Genomic DNA, 16,373 nt, shown 5'->3' with positions numbered 1-16,373 from the left:
ATCTCTTGCCTTGGCGCGCCGCCTCGCGCTACGCCTTGGCGCGATGACGATGCACGGCGGAACAGTCTTTTGGGCATGATGTCGCTGTGGATCGCCCAGGCGTCAGCGGCGGCCGAAGCGCCGGGCGCCAGTGGCGGCTGGCTGATCGATCCCGAACTCGTCGATCCCGCCTATAGCCAGACGATCGCGGGCGGCGAAATCCAGACCGCGTTTCCGCCGCCACCGCCGCCACCGCCGCCGACGCCCGAATGGCTGAAATCGCTGTTCGACATGATCGGCAGTTTTTTCCAGTGGAGCGCGCCCGCCGCCAAGCCGCTGCTGTGGGTCGGCGTCGCGCTGCTCGCGCTGTTCCTGCTCTATCATTTCGTTCCCGCCTTTGCGCGCTGGGTCGACAATCTGCCGTTCCGGCGCAAGGCGGGCGAGGATGACGCGGCGGACGACATCGGGCTGGCCGAAGCGGGCGCCGCGCGCGCGCTGCTGAGCGAAGCCGATGCACTGGCCGCCGAGGGGCGCTTTGCCGAGGCGGTGCACCTGCTGCTCTATCGCAGCGTCGAGGATATCGACGGCCGTCGCCCGGGGCTGGTCAAACCCGCGATGACCTCGCGCGATCTGGCCGAAGCGCGCGACCTGCCGGTGGTTGCGCAGGGCGCCTTCAGCCGCATCGCGCGCGCGGTCGAGATCAGCCTGTTCGGTGGACGATCGATCGACGCCGATGCGTGGCAACAGTGCCGTAGCGCCTATGCCGAACTGACGGTGCCGAAGAATTGGGCGCGGGCATGAACGACGGGGCGACGAGCGACGGCGGGTTCAACCCGCGCCTGATCGCGGGGGTCGTTGTGATCGGCGTGATCGCGTTCATCGCGCTGTGGGCGCTGATCGCGCTCGGCCCGCAGCTCAGCAGCGGTAACGACGGCGGCGGCCATGCGCTGTCGAAGGCGGCACCGGGCTATGCGGGGATCGTCGACCTGCTCGAACGCAGCGATGCGGTGGTCGATCTGCGCCGCAGCGAAGAGGCGCCGCAATATGAGGATGAATGGCGCGAGCTGCTGGTGCTGACCCCCTCGCACCAGACCAAGCCCGACGATCTGGCGCGGGTAATCAAGGGAAACCGCGGCGGGCCGGTGCTGATCGTGCTGCCGAAATGGCAGACGGGGCGGCATCCGGACAAGGCGGGCTGGTCGGGCCAAGGCTTTCCCAGCGCCCCGTCGCCCAAATCGCTGCCGCCGACGATCGGCGCGATCGACAAGATCGTCAGCGAGCCGCACGCGCGCGGCGCCACCGCGACCGGCTTCGTCGGCGGGCGCAACGTCGCGCTGCCGCTCCGTGGAATGCGGGCGCAGGTCATAACCTCCGGCGACTTCGCGACGATGATCGGCTTTCCGCACGGCGGCGCGCTGCTCGCCAAGCGCACCCACGACGAAATCTACATCCTGTCCGACCCCGATTTCGTCAACAACCTGGCCTTTGCGAGCCGCGATCGCGCCCGCGCCGCGGCGGTGCTGATCGACGCGGTGGCGGAGGATGCCGACGCCGACGGGATCGCGTTCGACCTGACGCTGAACGGGTTCGGCAGCCAGCGTTCGCTGCTGCGCTTTGCGTTCGTGCCGCCATTTATCGGCATCACCCTGTGCCTGATCGCGGCGGGGCTGCTCGCGCTGTGGCAGGCGTGGATGCGGTTCGGCCCGGCGCTGAAACCGGCGCGCGCCATCGCGGTGTCGAAGGCGGCATTGATCGCCAACAGCGCCGATTTGATCAAGCAGGCGCGGCGCGAGCTCGACGGCGCCGATGCCTATGTCCGCAGCCAGCGCAGCGCGATCGCGCGGCGGTTGCACGCCCCCGCCGGGCTCGATGACGCCGCAACCGACCGCTGGATCGACAAGCATCTGCGCGGCGGCGAAACATTTTCCGCGCTCGCCCGGCGACTGCCGCTCGCGCGCAATACCCATGAGTTTCTGGCAGACGCGCAGGCGCTGCACGACATCAGGAAGGATCTACTGCGTGACAGCTAATCCCATCGACAGCGTTCAGGCGCTCGGCGCCGCGATCGAAGGCGAGGTCGCCAAGGTCGTGTTCGGGCAGGGACCGCTGACCCGCATGGTCACCATCGCGCTGCTGGCGGGCGGGCATGTGCTGCTCGAAGGCCCGCCGGGGACCGCCAAGACGTTGCTGGCGCAGGCGTTCGCGCGCGCGACGGGACTCGATTTCGGGCGCATCCAGTTCACCCCCGATTTGATGCCCGGCGATATTTTGGGGTCGAACCTGTTCAACTTCCAGACGTCGAGCTTCACCCTCACCAAGGGGCCGATCTTCACCGAACTGCTGCTCGCCGACGAAATCAACCGCACCCCGCCCAAGACGCAGGCCGCGCTGCTCGAAGCGATGCAGGAACGCCGCGTCACGATCAACGGCGAGCCGCATGTCATGAGCCCGCGCTTTACCGTGCTCGCAACGCAGAACCCGATCGAACAGCAAGGCGTCTATCCGCTGCCCGAAGCGCAGCTCGACCGTTTCCTGTTCAAGCTGGTGGTCGATTATCCCGCCGCCGACGAGGAGCGCCGTATCGTCGCCGACCATGGCGGGCGCTTCAAGAGCCCCGCCGTCGCCGATTTCGGGGTGACCGAGGTCGCCAATGCCAAGACGATCGCGGCGGCGATCGACACCATCGCCACCGTCCGGCTGGCCGACGATATCGTCGATTACATCGTCCGCCTGGTCCGCGCGACGCGCGAAAGCGCCGACTTGGAATGCGGCGCCAGCCCCCGCGCCGCGACGTTGCTGGCGCGCGCCGCCTGCGCCGCGGCGGCGCTCGACGGGCGCGATTATGTGATCCCCGACGATGTGCAGCGACTGGCATCGGGGGTGCTGCGCCACCGCGTCATCCTGTCGGCGGCGGCCGAGATCGAAGGGCGCAGCGTCGAACAGGTCGTCGCGGCGCTGCTCGAGCGCGAGGAAGTGCCGCGGTGAACGGGAGCTCGTCACCGTTGCACCGTCATTGCGAGCGGAGCGAAGCAATCCAGGGCGTGGCAAGCCGCTCTGGATTGCTTCGCTCCGCTCGCAATGACGAACAAATAGGGGATAGGCTCGCATGATCTACCCGACCCGCCGCGCGATCTATCTGCTGCTGCTCGGCGCGCCGATGGCGCTCGCACTGGGACTGGTGCGGCCCGAGCTGTGGTTGGTGGCGCCCGGGTGGATCGGGGTGGTTCTGGCATGCCTGATCCTCGACACGGTCGCGGGTGCCAGTCCGCGCCACCTCAGCCTCGATGCGCGTTTTCCGCATCAGGTCGGGGTCGGCGATCCGTTCGACCTGACGCTCGCCGCGCGCGGGCGCGCGGTGCCGCCGCGCGCCGAACTGGCGCTCGCACTCGACGAGCGCTTTGTCGAGGGCGGGCGGCTGGCGGGTGAAATGCGCCGGACGAGCGACGGCGAAGCGCTGACCCGCACCCTGCCGCTCACCGCGTCGCGGCGCGGGCAGGCGGCAATCGAGGCGTTGTGGATTCGCTGGGCGGGGCCGCTGGGGCTGGTCTGGAAACAGCGCAAATTTGCCATCGACGGCACGATCAGTGTCGTCCCCAGCCTGCGCGCGGTGACCGACGAGGGCAGCCGCCTGTTCCAGCGTAACAGCTGGTTCGGCCTTCGCCAGCAACGCCTGCGCGGCGAAGGCACCGAGTTTGAGGCGCTCGCCGAATATCAACCAGGGATGGACCGGCGCGCGATCGACTGGAACGCGTCGGCGCGCCACGTCAAACTGCTGGCCAAGGAATATCGCGTCGAACGCGACAACCGCGTCGTGCTGGCGATCGACGGCGGGCGGACGATGGCCGAGCCGGTGGGCGGCATGCCGCGCGTCGACCGCGCGGTGTCGGCGGCGCTGCTGCTTGCTTATGTCGGGTTGAAGCTCAACGACCGAATCAGCCTGTTTTCCTTTGCCGCAAAACCGCAGGCGCTGACCCCCGCCTATATGCACACGCAGGATTTCCCGGCGTTGCAGCGCGCCGCGAGCCTGATCGACTATGCCCATGTCGAGAGCAATTTCACCCTCGCGCTGACCACGCTCGGCGCCCAGCTCAACCGCCGCTCGCTGATCATCCTGTTCACCGAATTCACCGATGCAACGAGTGCCGATTTGATGATCCGTGCGGCGGGACGGCTGGTCAGGAAACACCGGTTGCTGTTCGTCGTGATCCGCGACGAGGAAGTCGAGGGCGAGGAGCGACGCCGTCCCGAAGCCGGCGCCGATGTCACGCGGTCGAACGTCGCCGCGGCGATGCTGCGCGACCGCCAGCTGGTGATCGCGCGGCTGCAGCGGCTGGGCGCCGACGTGCTCGAAGTCCCCGCCGACGCGATGGGGGCGAGCGCGATCGAGGCCTATTTGGGCATCAAACGGGCGGGCACGCTGTGATCCCCGCGGCGCCCCCTGCCCGCGCGCTCGACGCCCCCAGCTTTTCGGCCAGCCGCTTTCGCGCCGAGCGCGAGGCCGACTGGATCGCCTTCGACCTGCTGCTGACCAAGCTGGAGAAAAAGGGTGCCAAGGCGCTGACCAGCGACGAGCTGTTGCAGCTGCCCCTGCTCTATCGCGCCACGCTGTCGTCACTGTCGATCGCGCGCGCGACGAGCCTCGACAAGGCGTTGCTCGACCATCTCAAGGCGCTGTCGATCCGCGGCTATTTCCTCGTCTATGGCGTGCGCGAGACGCGTTGGAACCGGGTCCGACGTTTTTTCCTCTACGACTGGCCCGCCGCGGTGCGGTCGGTGTGGAAAGAGACGATCATCATTTCGCTGATCATCCTGCTCGGCGCGATCACCAGCTATTCGCTCGTCGCGAGCAACCCCGAATGGTATTATAATTTCGTCGGCGAAGACATGGCGGGCGGGCGTGACCCGCGCGCGACCAGGGAATTTCTGCAATCGACGCTCGGCCATGGCAAGGCGGCGGGCGAGGGCGAAAGCGGGCTGCACATATTCGCGACCTATTTGTTCACCCACAACAGCCGCGTGTCGATCATGTCCTTTGCGCTGGGCTTTGCCTTTGGCGTGCCGACGATGATGCTCGAATATTATCAGGGCATCGGCCTCGGCGCGATGATGGCGGTGTTTGCCGGCAAGGGGCTGGGGTTCGATTTCGGCGGCTGGCTGTTCATCCATGGCACCACCGAATTGTTCGCCGCGGCGCTGTCGGGCGCCGCCGGGCTGCGCATCGGCGCCGCGGTGGTCTTCCCCGGCGCGCGCAGCCGGTTGCAGGCGGCATCGCATGCGGGGCGGACCGCGGGCAAGGTGATGATCGGGGTCATTTTGATGCTGTTCATGGCCGGGCTGCTCGAAGGGTTCGGGCGCCAGCTGATCACCGACACGATGCTGCGCTATGGCATCGGCACGCTGATGCTGCTGTTCTGGATCGGCTATTATTACATCCCGCGCCGCGAGGATGTGACATGAGCGCCGCCGCCGCAAAGGCCAATGCGAAGTCGCGCGCGTCGCGGGCAAAAAAAATCCGCCAGTTCATCACCCCCGAGGGGGTCGATCTCGAGCTGAAGATCGCGAGTTCGGGGCTGCGCTTCGGCGCGTTGCTGGTCGACCTGATCCTGATCATACTGGCGCTGTTTCTCTTTTCGCTGGTCATGCTGTGGATCGGCTTTGCGTCGCAATCGGACATCACCATCGTCGTGTGGATGCTCGGCGCCTTTGTGCTGCGCACCTTCTGGTTCATCGGCTTCGAGCTCGGATCGCGCGCCGCGACGCCGGGCAAGCGGCTGATGGGCATTCGCGTCGTCGCGCGCGATGGCGGCCGCCTGACCGCCGATGCGGTGGTTGCGCGCAACCTGATCCGCGAGCTCGAGCTATTCCTGCCGCTGATGATGGTCGGCGTCGGCGCGGCGGAGGATGCGGTGTCGGGGTGGACGATGCTGGCGGGGGTGCTGTGGTCGCTGACGCTCAGCCTGTTCCTGCTGTTCAACCGCGATCGGATGCGGATGGGCGACCTGATCGCCGGAACCTGGGTGGTGATGGCGCAGCGGGTGAAGCTCGACGCCGACATCGCCACCGATGGCGCTGGCGACGCGATGCTATTCAGCGAAGCCGAGCTGTCGGTCTATGGCATTTTCGAGTTGCAGGAGCTCGAACGCGTGCTGCGCAGCAAGGACGCGCGCGCGATGCGCGAGGTCGCCGACACGATCCGCGCCAAGATCGGCCGCGCGATCGCCGAAGAGGATGACGTCTTCCTGCTCAGCTACTACCGCCAACTGAAAGCCCGGCTCGAACGCAAATTGCTGTTCGGCAAACGGCGAGAGGATAAATATGCCAGCGACTGACCCGATGTCCGTAACCGCCGCGCTGCACCAGCGGCGCTCGGTGCGCAAATTCACCGACCAGCCCGTCGATCCCGCACTGCTCCGCGAGATTTTCACCGCGGCGCAGCGCGCGCCGTCGGGCGGCAATCTCCAGCCGTGGCAGGCGACGGTGCTCACCGGCGCACCCTGGCAGGCAGTCAAGGACGCGGTCGCCGCGCGACTGGCGATGGGCCGCGAAGGCTACCAGCCCGAATATGACATCTACCCCAAGGGGCTGACCGACCCGTGGGAAGCGCGGCGCTTCGGGGTCGGCGAGGCGCTGTACGCCTCGCTTGGCATCCCGCGCGAGGACAAGGCGGGGCGCCTCGCTCAGTTCGTGGAGAATTACCGGGGTTTCGGCGCACCGGTGATGCTTTTCCTCCACTGTTCGCGCATCATGGGGCCGCCGCAATGGTCGGACATGGGGATGTGGCTGCAATCGGTGATGCTGCTGCTCGTGGAGCATGGCCTCGCCAGCTGCCCGCAGGAATGCTGGGCGATGTATGGCGCGACGGTGCGGCAGGCACTCGCGCTCGGCGACGACCAGATTTTGTTCACCGGCCTCGCGATCGGCTATGCCGACGAAAGCACGCCGGTGAACCAGTGGCCGGTGCCGCGCGTGGGACTGGACGAAGTGATCGATTGGCAGGGATTTTGATATGAAGCGGCAGGCGATGTGGACACGATATGGGCTGATGGTGCCGCTACTGCTGGCGGTCGCCGGTTGCGCCGCGGTGCCGACCCCCGCGCCGCCGCCGCCGCGACCCGCCCCAGTCGCCGCTGCACCGACCCCGGCGCCGCTGCCGACCCCGACGCGTGGGTGGGAAGAACGCGCCGTCGATGCGGGTAGCTGGCGTTATGACGCGGGCAGCCGCGCCGCCGCCTTCGTCCCGACCGGCAGCGCGAGTCCGCTACTCACCATGGCGTGCAGCGGCGATATGATCCGGCTGACGTCGGGACTGGCCGGGGCGGTCAGCCTGCGCACCAGCGCCGGGACCGACCAGATCCGCTTTGACGGCGGCAGCGCGGCGCTGCCGAGCCGCGATCCCCGGCTCGACCGCATTGCATTCAGCCGCGGCCGTTTCGCGCTCGAAGCGCCGGGGGGCGGCGCGCTGACGCTACCGGTGCAGTCGGAGATTGGCCGGGTGATCGAGGATTGTCGGTAGAGTGATCCTCCCTGTGGCGAAGCCATGGGGAGGTGGCAGCGCAAAGCGCTGACGGAGGGGCGATAGCGCTACGTCGCAAAGCCCCTCCACCATTCGCTGCGCGAACGGTCCCCCTCCCCATGACTTCGCCACAGGGAGGATATGGGCGCTATCCCCCCAGCTGTACCGTCCCGCCGCGGATCCAGCCCCAGCGGCACGGACCCTGATATTCACGCGCGCTGGCCACCGATTTGCCGACCCCGCACATGTCGGGATCGGTGCCGGGCGCGGCGAAGACGATGCCGAACCACGCGTCATTCTCGGCGGCTTCGCAGAGCGACACATTCGCACCGCCGGCCAGCTTTGCCTTAACCGCGCGCGTTTCGCCCGGTGCCCAGAACACATCGGTGCCGCCCGGCTTAACCCGGCTGATGCTCGAGCAGGCGGGCAGGCTCGGTCCTTCGGTGCCGATCATCACCGCGCGCGTCGCGAGCGGCTCGCCCGATACGGCGGGAGCATTTTCGGCGGGCGGCGCGGGCTGGCTGCACGCCGCCAGCGGCGCCGCGAGCGCGGCAGCGAACGCCAGCGAAAGGCGGGGAGAAAATCGAGGCGAAGGAGTGGTTTTCATGGCGCGAATCTAGCCGTCGCAACGGGACCATGCAACGCTCGTCACAAACTGGCCAAGACCCGCATTTTCGCTTGGGTTTTGCGGCCTTCGACCCTATATAATCGATATGACGGACACGCCCGAAACCAGCGCGCCAAGCGCGCCTTCCAACCAGCCCAACACCAACGCCTATGGCGCCGATTCGATCAAGGTTCTCAAAGGCCTGGATGCGGTGCGCAAGCGCCCCGGCATGTATATCGGCGACACCGACGACGGGTCGGGGCTGCACCATATGGTGTTCGAGGTCAGCGACAATGCGATCGACGAAGCGCTCGCGGGTCACTGCGACCTCGTCCTGATCACGCTCAACAGCGATGGATCGGTCAGCGTCGAGGATAATGGCCGCGGTATTCCGACCGGCATCCACGCCGAAGAAGGCATTTCGGCGGCCGAGGTCATCATGACCCAGCTCCACGCGGGCGGGAAGTTCGAAAACACCAGCGACGACAATGCGTACAAGGTTTCGGGCGGCCTGCACGGGGTCGGCGTCTCGGTCGTCAACGCGCTTTCGGAATGGCTCGAACTCACGATCTGGCGCGACGGCGAAGAGCATTGGATGCGCTTCGAGCATGGCGATTCGGTTGCACCGCTCAAGGTCAACGGCCCTGCGCCCGCGGGGAAGAAGGGCACGCGCGTGACCTTCATGGCATCGACCGAGACGTTCAAGAATGTCACCGAATTCGATTTCGAAAAGCTGGAGCATCGCTATCGCGAGCTCGCCTTCCTCAATTCGGGCGTCCGCATCAAGCTCGTCGACGCGCGCCATGCCGAACATGAAAGCCACGACCTCTTCTACGAGGGCGGGATCGCGGCGTTCGTCAAATATCTCGACCGCAACAAGAATGCGCTGCTGCCCGATCCGATCGCGATCAGCAGCGAACGCGACGGCATCGGCATCGACGTCGCGCTCGAGTGGAACGACAGCTATTATGAAAATGTCCTCTGCTTCACGAACAACATCCCGCAGCGCGACGGCGGCACGCACCTCGCCGCCTTCCGCGCCGCGCTGACGCGCACGCTCAACGGCTATGGTGAAAAGTCGGGGATGCTGAAGAAGGAAAAGGTGTCGCTGACCGGCGAGGATATGCGCGAAGGGCTGACCGCGATCGTTTCGGTCAAACTGCCCGATCCGAAATTCTCATCGCAGACCAAGGACAAGCTGGTTTCTTCGGAAGTCCGTCAGCCGCTCGAAAGCCTGATGGCCGACCGGATGACCGAATGGCTCGAAGAAAATCCCGCCAATGCCAAGGCGGTGATCCAGAAGGTGATCGACGCCGCCGCGGCGCGCGAAGCCGCGAAAAAGGCGCGCGAGCTGACGCGGCGCAAGGGCGCGATGGACATCGCGTCGCTGCCCGGCAAGCTCGCCGACTGTCAGGAACGCGACCCCAGCAAGTGCGAACTCTTCCTCGTCGAGGGTGACTCGGCAGGCGGGTCGGCCAAGCAGGGCCGCGACCGGCATGTGCAGGCGATCCTGCCGCTGAAGGGCAAGATATTGAACGTCGAGCGCGCGCGCTTCGACCGCATCATCTCGTCGAAGGAAGTCGGCACGCTGATCCAGGCGCTTGGCACGGGTATCCGCGACGAGTTCAACCTCGAAAAGCTGCGCTATCACAAGATCGTGATCATGACCGACGCCGACGTCGACGGCGCGCATATCCGCACGCTGCTGCTGACCTTCTTCTATCGCCAGATGCCCGAGATCATCGAGGCCGGCCATCTCTACATCGCGCAGCCGCCGCTCTACAAAGTCGCGAAGGGGCGGAGTGAGGTCTATCTGAAGGACGATACCGCGCTCGAAAATTATCTCGTCGATGCCGGCATCGACGCGCTGCTGCTCGAAACGGCGGGCGGGGCACGCTCGGGGCAGGATCTGCGCGGACTGATCGACCACGGCCGGCGCCTCCGCGCGCTGATGCGTTACGTCCCGCGCAACCTCAATCACGGGCTGGTCGAGGCGCTCGCGCTGACCGGCGCGCTCGATCCCGACCTCGACACGGCGGGCCGCCACAGCGCCGCCGCGACCGCCGCAACTTGGCTCAACGCCGCCGAGCGCGCGCTGACCGGCGGCGCCGAGGCGGTATGGACCGTCGAGGCAGTCGAGGGCGGCGGCTACACGCTCGAACGCCGCTGGCGCGGGGTCAGCGACCATCATGCAATCGACGCCGGCTTCCTCGCCAGCCAGGAAGCGCGCCGGATGCACAAGCTCGCCGCCGAACAGGCCGACACCTATGCGCGTCCGGGCCGGCTGGTGAAAGCCACGGGCGCGGCCGCCGAGGTCGAAGCCGAGACGGCCGATGGCGAAGAGGGCGATCTGCCCGCAACCACGAACGCCAAGGCCAACCCGGTCACGCGGCCGTCCGAACTGCTCGAGGCGATCTTCGCGCACAGCCGCAAGGGTCTCGCGATCAGCCGCTACAAGGGGCTGGGCGAGATGAATGCCGAACAGCTTTGGGAAACCACGCTCGATCCGGCCAATCGTTCGCTGCTGCGTGTCGAGGCCGAACAGGCCGATGTGGCGCACGAAATCTTCGAACGACTGATGGGCGACGAGGTCGAACCGCGGCGCGATTTCATTCAGACAAACGCGCTTTCGGTGGCGAATCTGGACGTATAATTTCAGTTATTGATCGGTTAAAACGGTCAAAATCGCACATCCGGACGCAAATATTATTCCGTTTAACGCGCGGCGGCTTGTTTTGGCAGGCCGCCGCTGCTTTTGGCGCCTCCTCTGACAAGGGGATGATGTCTTGCGGGCCTTTTCAGCCATGCTGCTTCCGCTTCTGCTCACGGCTTCGGCCGCAGCGCAGGAGGCCGAAATCACCGACAATCCGATCGTCGAGATCGTCCAGCCCGCCGATGAAGAAACCGAAATCGGTGGCGGAATGGCGAGCTATTACGGCAAGGAACTCGCCGGTAACCGCACTGCGAGCGGTGAGCGCTTCAACCCCAGCCACCTGACCGCAGCGCATCGCTCGCTGCCCTTTGGTAGCCGGGTGCGCGTCACCAACGTCGCGAACGGCGACAGCGTAATCGTCCGCATCAACGACCGCGGACCCTTTTCGCACGGCCGGGTGATCGACGTCAGCCACGCCGCGGCGCGCGAGATCGGCATGCACCGCAGCGGCACCGCGCGGGTGAAGCTGGCGCTGCTCGACGACTGAGCGACCCGCACGCCGCGACGCTGCGCCTGCCATCCCGACCTGCCGTCTATCCGTCGCCGAAAAGCCGGTGCATCGGCGCGATCGCTTCGGGGCCATAGCCGACCGATCCGACGGCAATTTTTCCGCCAATCGCCTCGATCACCCGCGCGGTCCAGATGGGACCAAATCCGCCGCATAGTTCGAGCAATTCGATCCCTTCATCGACGAGCGCGCGCGCCGCGGCCGGTCCCGCGGCGGGATCGCCGATCCCGATGGCGATCATTTCGAACCGATCCGATTGCATCACCACGCGATGCCTGGCGGGATCGAGACCGCCGCCCGTCACGATGAAACCGAATTTTGTCAGTGCCATGGTCTTTGTCCTGTCCATCCGCGGGGCCAAGGGCTGGTCCCCAATCGACACCCGAATGGCGCGCGACTATAGTCGCGTCCAATGTCATTTTTGACCAAGTTGAGACGGAACAGGACTGATGCTCGATCTGCAAAGGCTGCGCTATTTTGTCGCGGTGGCCGAAGAAGAGAATGTCGGACGCGCTGCGGAAAGGCTGCACCTGACCCAATCGCCGCTCAGTCGGCAGATCCAGAGCCTGGAGGCGGATCTGGGCCTCGCGCTGTTCCACCGTGCGAAAAAGCGCCTTCGCCTGACCGCTGCGGGGCGGCAGTTTCTGGCCGAGGCCCGATCCTTGCTGGCGCATGGCGAGCGGGTCGAACAGCAGGCGCGCGCGATCGCGATGGGGTCGGCGGGGGCGCTGGTCATCGGTTATGTCCCGGGCGCCATCCATGCCGGGGTCGTGACCCGCTGGCTGCGGGCGTTCCGCATGGTGGCACCCGACGTCGACATCATGCTCAAAAAACTGCGATCCGCCGAACAGGAGTGTCAGCTTCGCTCGGGCGAGATCGATATCGGCTTTGCCCACGCGCGCCCCGCTTTGGGTGCCGGGGTGTCGTCTCGGGCGATTTGCCGCGAGTCCTTCAAACTTGCCGTACCCGCGCACCGATATGGTCGCGCCGCACCCACCGCGCGCGACCTGCGCGGGGCGCGGTTCATCGCCTTGCCCGGCACCGCTGCGGCTGGCCACAAAGACGAATTTTTCGCGGCCTGCGCGGCGGCAGGGTTCGACCCCGATGTCCGCTATGAAGCCGCCGACCCGCTTGCGGCGCTGGAAATGGTCGATGCCGGGCTGGGCTTTGCGATCGTGCAGGCCAGCCTGAAACGCATCAAACCGGCGGGAGTGGCGCTGGTCGACCTGCCGCCCGGGTTCGACTGGACGATGGCGATCCACCTGCTGTGCGGCGAGCCGTGTACACCGATCGCAGCCCGATTTTTCGGGCTCGACGTCGGCGCCGAATGAGCCGCGCCGCGATCGGGCGCGATCAATCGAACACCGACCACCCCGCCGCATAGGCGAAATGTTCGAGCGCCGCGGCGCCCGCCAGCGAGGTTCCCGCCTCGTTGAGCCCCGGCGACCAGACGGCGATCGACCCCTGCCCCGGCGCGATGCAGAGGATGCCGCCGCCAACGCCGCTCTTGCCCGGCAGGCCGACGCGAAAGGCGAATTCGCCCGAATTGTCATAATGTCCGCAGAGCATCATGATCGCGTTGATGCGTCGCGCGCGGTGCGGCTCGATCAATTGCTCGCCGGTCAGCGGGTCGCGGCCCTCCATTGCGAGGAACAGTCCCGCGCGGGCGAGCTGGCGGCACGACATCGCAATCGCGCATTGGCGGAAATAGACGCCGACGACGGTTTCGACCGGATGCTTCAGATTACCGAAGGCGTCCATGAAATGCGCCAAGCTGCGATTGCGCGCGCCGGTTTCAGATTCGGAAAAAGCGACGTCGAAATCGATTTCGACCCTGTCATCGCCGGCGCGGGCGCGCATGAATTCGACAATCTCTTCGGCCACCGTGTCGCCGTCCCGCCCGTCGATCAGCCGATCGGTCGTGGCGATCGCCCCTGCGTTGATCAGCGGGTTGCGCGGGATGCCCGATTCATTTTCGAGCTGGACGATCGAGTTGAAGGCGCTGCCCGACGGCTCGCGCCCGACGCTGTCCCATAGCGAGCTACCGACGCGGCGCAGCGCGAGCGCGAGCGTGAAGACCTTCGACACCGACTGGATAGAGAAGGCTTCGTCGGCGTCGCCCGAGGTGAGGACGCTGCCGTCGGGGAGCGCGAGCGCGAAGCCGAGCTTGTTCGGATCGACCTTGGCCAGCGCCGGAATATAGTCAGCGACACGGCCCTTGCCGAGCTGTGCGGTCGCCAATTGCATGGCTTCGTCGATATGCTGGCGGAGGTTTTCGGTCATGCACGGTGGGTACCGCAGGAGCGCGATGGAATGAAGCCATTTGAACCCCTTCGTCATCGTTGTCCACTTGCGCCAAGCAAGCGGCTGCTCCCCGGCGAAAGCCGGGGAACATATAGTTGTTCCAATGGGACAATCACCGTTCAAGTCCGGGGTGACGACGAAAGAGAGGGTCCGTGAGCCGGAGGCGAGAAAGCTTGCCCCTCACCCTCAGGCACGCCACATCCTGTCCATGGCCCTCCCCGCTCCTTTCACCGACTGGTTCGCCGCGCGCGGGTGGCGGCTGCGGCGGCATCAGGTGGATATGCTCGGCGCGGCGGAGCGGGGCGAGCATGCGTTGCTGGTCGCGGCGACGGGGGCGGGGAAGACTCTCGCGGGATTCCTGCCGACCCTCGTCGATCTCGCGGCGCATCCCTCCGACCGGCTGCACACGCTCTATGTGTCGCCGCTCAAGGCGCTGGCCGCCGACGTCGAACGCAATCTGCTCGGTCCGATCGCCGAGATGGGGCTCGACATCAGCGTCGAGAGCCGCAGCGGCGACACCAGTTCGGACAAGAAGGCGCGGCAGCGCAGCCGGCCGCCGAACATATTGCTCACCACTCCCGAATCGCTGTCGCTTCTGCTCTCCTATCCCGACAGCTTCGCGATGTTTGCCGACCTGAAGACGGTGGTGATCGACGAGATCCACGCCTTTGCGCCGGGCAAGCGCGGCGATTTGCTGAGCCTTTCGCTGTCGCGGTTGCAGCAGATCGCCCCCGCGATGCGCCGCGTCGGGCTGTCGGCAACAATTGCCGATCCGCCGCAATATGCCGAATGGCTGGCGCCCGAGGCGGCGGACGAAAGCGTCACCATCGTCACCGGCGAGGCGGGGGCCGATCCCGACATTTCGATCCTGCTGCCCGAGGGTGCGGTGCCCTGGTCGGGGCATTCGGGGCGCTATGCGGTGCATCAGGTGATGGAAGAGGTCGCGAAGAACCGCACGACGATCATCTTCTGCAACACGCGCGGGCTGGCCGAGCTGATCTTTCAGGAGCTGTGGAAGGTCAACGACCTCGGCCTCCCCATCGCGATCCATCACGGCAGCCTCGACCGCGAAGCGCGCCAGCGCGCCGAGGCGGCAATGGCCGAGGGGCGGCTGCGCGCGCTGGTGGCAACCTCCAGCCTCGACCTCGGGCTCGACTGGGGCGACGTCGATTGCGTGATCCAGATGGGGGCGCCCAAGGGGTCGTCGCGGCTGCTCCAGCGTATCGGGCGCGCGAACCACCGGCTCGACGAGCCGAGCAAGGCGCTGATCGTCCCCGGCAACCGTTTCGAATATTTGGAAGCGCAGGCGGCGCTCGATGCAGTCGAGGCGGGCGAACGCGACGCCGACCGCTTTCGCCCCGGCGCTCTCGACGTGCTCGCGCAGCATGTGATGGCGCTCGCCTGCGCCGCGCCGTTTAGGGAGGATGCGCTGCTCGCCGAAATTCGCAGCGCCGCGTCCTATCAATGGGTCGACGCCGCGCTGTTCGCTCGCCTGCTCGGATTCGTGCGCGATGGCGGCTATGCGCTCAAAAGCTACGACCGCTTCCGCCGCCTTGCCCCCGACGGACAGGGTGGCTGGCGGATCGCGCATCCGCGGCTCGCGGCGCAGCACCGGCTCAACGCCGGGATCATCGTCGATGCCCCGACGCTCGACGTGCGGTTCAGGAACGGACGGCGGCTCGGCACGGTCGAGGAATATTTCGCGAGCACGCTGTCGCCGGGCGACACTTTCGCCTTTGCCGGCCTCAGCCTTGAGGTCGAGGGCATCCGCGACACCGACATTCTTGTCCGTGCGACGAGCAAACCGGCGCGCATCCCTTCCTATGTCGGCGCGCGCATGGCGCTGACGACGCGGCTCGCCGACCGCGTGCGCGGGTTCCTCGCCGACCCGGCGAGCTGGCAGCGTTTCCCCGCCGATGTGCGCTTCTGGCTGGAGATGCAGGCGCTGCGATCGGTCCTTCCGCAACCCGGCGAGTTGCTCGTCGAGACCTTCCCGCACGAGGGCAATCATTATCTGGTCGCCTATCCCTTCGAAGGGTGGAACGCCCACCAGTCGCTGGGCATGCTGATCACCAAGCGGATGGAGCGCGCCGGGCTGCAGCCGCTGGGCTTCGTCGCCTCCGATTATGCGCTGGCGATCTGGTCGCTGCACCCGGTCGCCGATCCGGCGGCGCTGTTCGACCCCGCGATCCTCGAGGATGAATTTGCCCAGTGGGTCGAGGGATCGCACCTGCTCAAGCGGGCATTCCGCGAGGTCGCGGTGATCGGCGGGCTGATTGAGCGCCAGCATCCCGGCAAGCGCAAGACCGGCAAGCAGGTGACCTTTTCGACCGACCTGATCTTTGATGTGCTGCGCAAATATGAACCCGACCATCTGCTGCTCGAGGCCGCATGGGCCGACGCGCGCGAGCGGCTGACCGACGTCGCACGGCTTGGCGACCTGCTCGACCGCGCCGCGGGAACGATGCTGCACCAGAGGCTGGAGCGGATCAGTCCGCTGGCGATCCCGGTGCTGGTGTTGATCGGCCGCGAAAGCGTCGCGGGCGCCGACGTCGACGATGCGCTCCTCGGCGAGCTCGCCGACACGCTCGCGGATCAGGCGATGGGGTCGGATTGATCGCTCCTCCCTGTGGCGGAGCCATGGGGAGGTGGCAGCGGCGTGGCCGCTGACGGAGGGGCTTTGCACTGCCCTCGTTGCCCCTCCACCACCGCCTGCGGCGGCGGTCCCCCTCCCCATCGCTGCGCGACA

Annotated in this window: 15 protein-coding genes; 12 read left to right on the top strand and 3 right to left on the bottom strand. The window is 66.6% G+C overall.

Features of this window, described 5'->3' with window-relative positions; genetic code table 11:
• Positions 1-75 precede the first annotated feature (75 nt).
• The 8 genes from G9408_RS15605 (at position 76) to G9408_RS15570 (ending at position 7,492) form a co-directional block, all read left to right on the top strand.
• Positions 76-780, top strand: a complete 705-nt coding sequence (locus tag G9408_RS15605) for a DUF4129 domain-containing protein (protein WP_168454839.1) — start codon at positions 76-78, stop codon at positions 778-780.
• Positions 777-2,009: a DUF4350 domain-containing protein gene (locus G9408_RS15600; RefSeq protein ID WP_168454838.1), complete on the top strand. Its 1,233-nt coding sequence runs from the start codon at positions 777-779 to the stop codon at positions 2,007-2,009. Before G9408_RS15605 ends, G9408_RS15600 begins: the two co-directional genes overlap by 4 nt.
• Positions 1,999-2,964, top strand: a complete 966-nt coding sequence (locus tag G9408_RS15595) for an AAA family ATPase (RefSeq protein WP_328804484.1) — start codon at positions 1,999-2,001, stop codon at positions 2,962-2,964. The genes G9408_RS15600 and G9408_RS15595 overlap by 11 nt, the downstream gene beginning before the upstream one ends.
• A 121-nt stretch (positions 2,965-3,085) precedes the next feature.
• Positions 3,086-4,402: a DUF58 domain-containing protein gene (locus G9408_RS15590; protein ID WP_168454837.1), complete on the top strand. Its 1,317-nt coding sequence runs from the start codon at positions 3,086-3,088 to the stop codon at positions 4,400-4,402.
• The gene (locus tag G9408_RS15585; RefSeq protein ID WP_168454836.1) at positions 4,399-5,436 is read left to right on the top strand and encodes a stage II sporulation protein M; all 1,038 of its coding nucleotides are present in this window, start codon (positions 4,399-4,401) and stop codon (positions 5,434-5,436) included. Before G9408_RS15590 ends, G9408_RS15585 begins: the two co-directional genes overlap by 4 nt.
• Complete coding sequence (locus G9408_RS15580; RefSeq protein ID WP_168454835.1) at positions 5,433-6,308, top strand: RDD family protein; 876 nt, start codon at positions 5,433-5,435, stop codon at positions 6,306-6,308. Before G9408_RS15585 ends, G9408_RS15580 begins: the two co-directional genes overlap by 4 nt.
• A 4-nt stretch (positions 6,309-6,312) precedes the next feature.
• Entirely contained in the window at positions 6,313-6,984 is a 672-nt protein-coding gene (locus tag G9408_RS15575) for a nitroreductase (protein WP_235957865.1), read from the top strand.
• Position 6,985: 1 nt separating this feature from the next.
• Positions 6,986-7,492: a hypothetical protein gene (locus tag G9408_RS15570; protein WP_235957863.1), complete on the top strand. Its 507-nt coding sequence runs from the start codon at positions 6,986-6,988 to the stop codon at positions 7,490-7,492.
• A gap of 148 nt (positions 7,493-7,640) precedes the next feature.
• On the opposite strand, the gene G9408_RS15565 is transcribed toward G9408_RS15570, so the two are convergent.
• Positions 7,641-8,099, bottom strand: coding sequence for a hypothetical protein (locus G9408_RS15565; RefSeq protein WP_137869724.1), 459 nt, complete (start codon positions 8,097-8,099; stop codon positions 7,641-7,643).
• 106 nt (positions 8,100-8,205) lie between these two features.
• Here G9408_RS15565 and gyrB point away from each other — a divergent pair, with 106 nt between their 5' ends.
• Both gyrB and G9408_RS15555 read left to right on the top strand, forming a co-directional pair.
• The gene (gene gyrB, locus G9408_RS15560) at positions 8,206-10,752 is read left to right on the top strand and encodes a DNA topoisomerase (ATP-hydrolyzing) subunit B (RefSeq protein WP_168454833.1); all 2,547 of its coding nucleotides are present in this window, start codon (positions 8,206-8,208) and stop codon (positions 10,750-10,752) included.
• 151 nt (positions 10,753-10,903) lie between these two features.
• A complete protein-coding gene (locus G9408_RS15555) occupies positions 10,904-11,299 on the top strand; it encodes a septal ring lytic transglycosylase RlpA family protein (protein ID WP_168454832.1) in 396 nt (131 codons plus the stop codon).
• Between the two features lie 46 nt (positions 11,300-11,345).
• Here G9408_RS15555 and G9408_RS15550 read toward each other — a convergent pair whose 3' ends face one another.
• Entirely contained in the window at positions 11,346-11,651 is a 306-nt protein-coding gene (locus G9408_RS15550) for a DUF6506 family protein (RefSeq protein WP_168454831.1), read from the bottom strand.
• A 118-nt stretch (positions 11,652-11,769) separates the two neighbouring features.
• On the opposite strand from G9408_RS15550, the gene G9408_RS15545 reads away from it, so the two are divergent.
• Positions 11,770-12,651 (top strand): LysR substrate-binding domain-containing protein, encoded by an 882-nt coding sequence (locus tag G9408_RS15545; protein ID WP_168454830.1) that lies wholly within the window; start codon positions 11,770-11,772, stop codon positions 12,649-12,651.
• A gap of 22 nt (positions 12,652-12,673) precedes the next feature.
• Here G9408_RS15545 and G9408_RS15540 read toward each other — a convergent pair whose 3' ends face one another.
• Positions 12,674-13,603 (bottom strand): glutaminase, encoded by a 930-nt coding sequence (locus G9408_RS15540; protein ID WP_168454829.1) that lies wholly within the window; start codon positions 13,601-13,603, stop codon positions 12,674-12,676.
• Between the two features lie 229 nt (positions 13,604-13,832).
• Between G9408_RS15540 and G9408_RS15535 the strand changes: the two genes are divergently transcribed.
• Positions 13,833-16,241: a ligase-associated DNA damage response DEXH box helicase gene (locus tag G9408_RS15535; RefSeq protein ID WP_168454828.1), complete on the top strand. Its 2,409-nt coding sequence runs from the start codon at positions 13,833-13,835 to the stop codon at positions 16,239-16,241.
• The last annotated feature ends 132 nt before the right edge of the window (positions 16,242-16,373 follow it).

It is taken from the genome of Sphingopyxis microcysteis, assembly GCF_012274265.1.
GTDB classification, from domain to species: Bacteria; Pseudomonadota; Alphaproteobacteria; order Sphingomonadales; family Sphingomonadaceae; genus Sphingopyxis; species Sphingopyxis microcysteis.
This window is presented reverse-complemented; position numbering and strand designations above follow the sequence as displayed.